Origin of the sequence: Enterobacter cloacae complex sp.6700776 (assembly GCF_048284255.1) — a bacterium.
Lineage (GTDB): Bacteria > Pseudomonadota > Gammaproteobacteria > Enterobacterales > Enterobacteriaceae > Enterobacter > Enterobacter intestinihominis.
On sequence record NZ_JBLVYK010000248.1, the window covers coordinates 1 to 281 of the forward strand.

Sequence of the window (281 nt, forward strand, 5' to 3'; positions counted from 1 at the left end):
AGATGGCGTAAACGGCGCCAGCAGCAGATCCGCGAAGGTGATGGCGTAGCCGAGCGTCAGGCTGCGACGGCCAAGATATTTCACCAGAATCAGCGCCAGGCGGCGGCCGAACTGCGTTTTATCGTAGCCGGCGGCGAACATGAACGCGCCGAAGATAAGCCACACGGTGGAGTTGCCGAAGCCGCTCACCGCCCACTTAAAGGAGGCGCCAGCCATTTTGAAGCCTGGCGCGGCCATCTGATCCGGGCTGAACAGCAGCCACTGGCTGCACAGAGCAATAA

1 protein-coding gene is annotated in these 281 nt (G+C 61.2%); it reads right to left on the reverse strand.

Annotation, left to right across the window (positions count from 1 at the left end; all coding sequences use genetic code 11):
• Nucleotides 1–281: anion permease (locus tag ACNQ0T_RS24100; RefSeq protein WP_417930484.1), on the reverse strand; the 281-nt coding region annotated here is incomplete at both ends.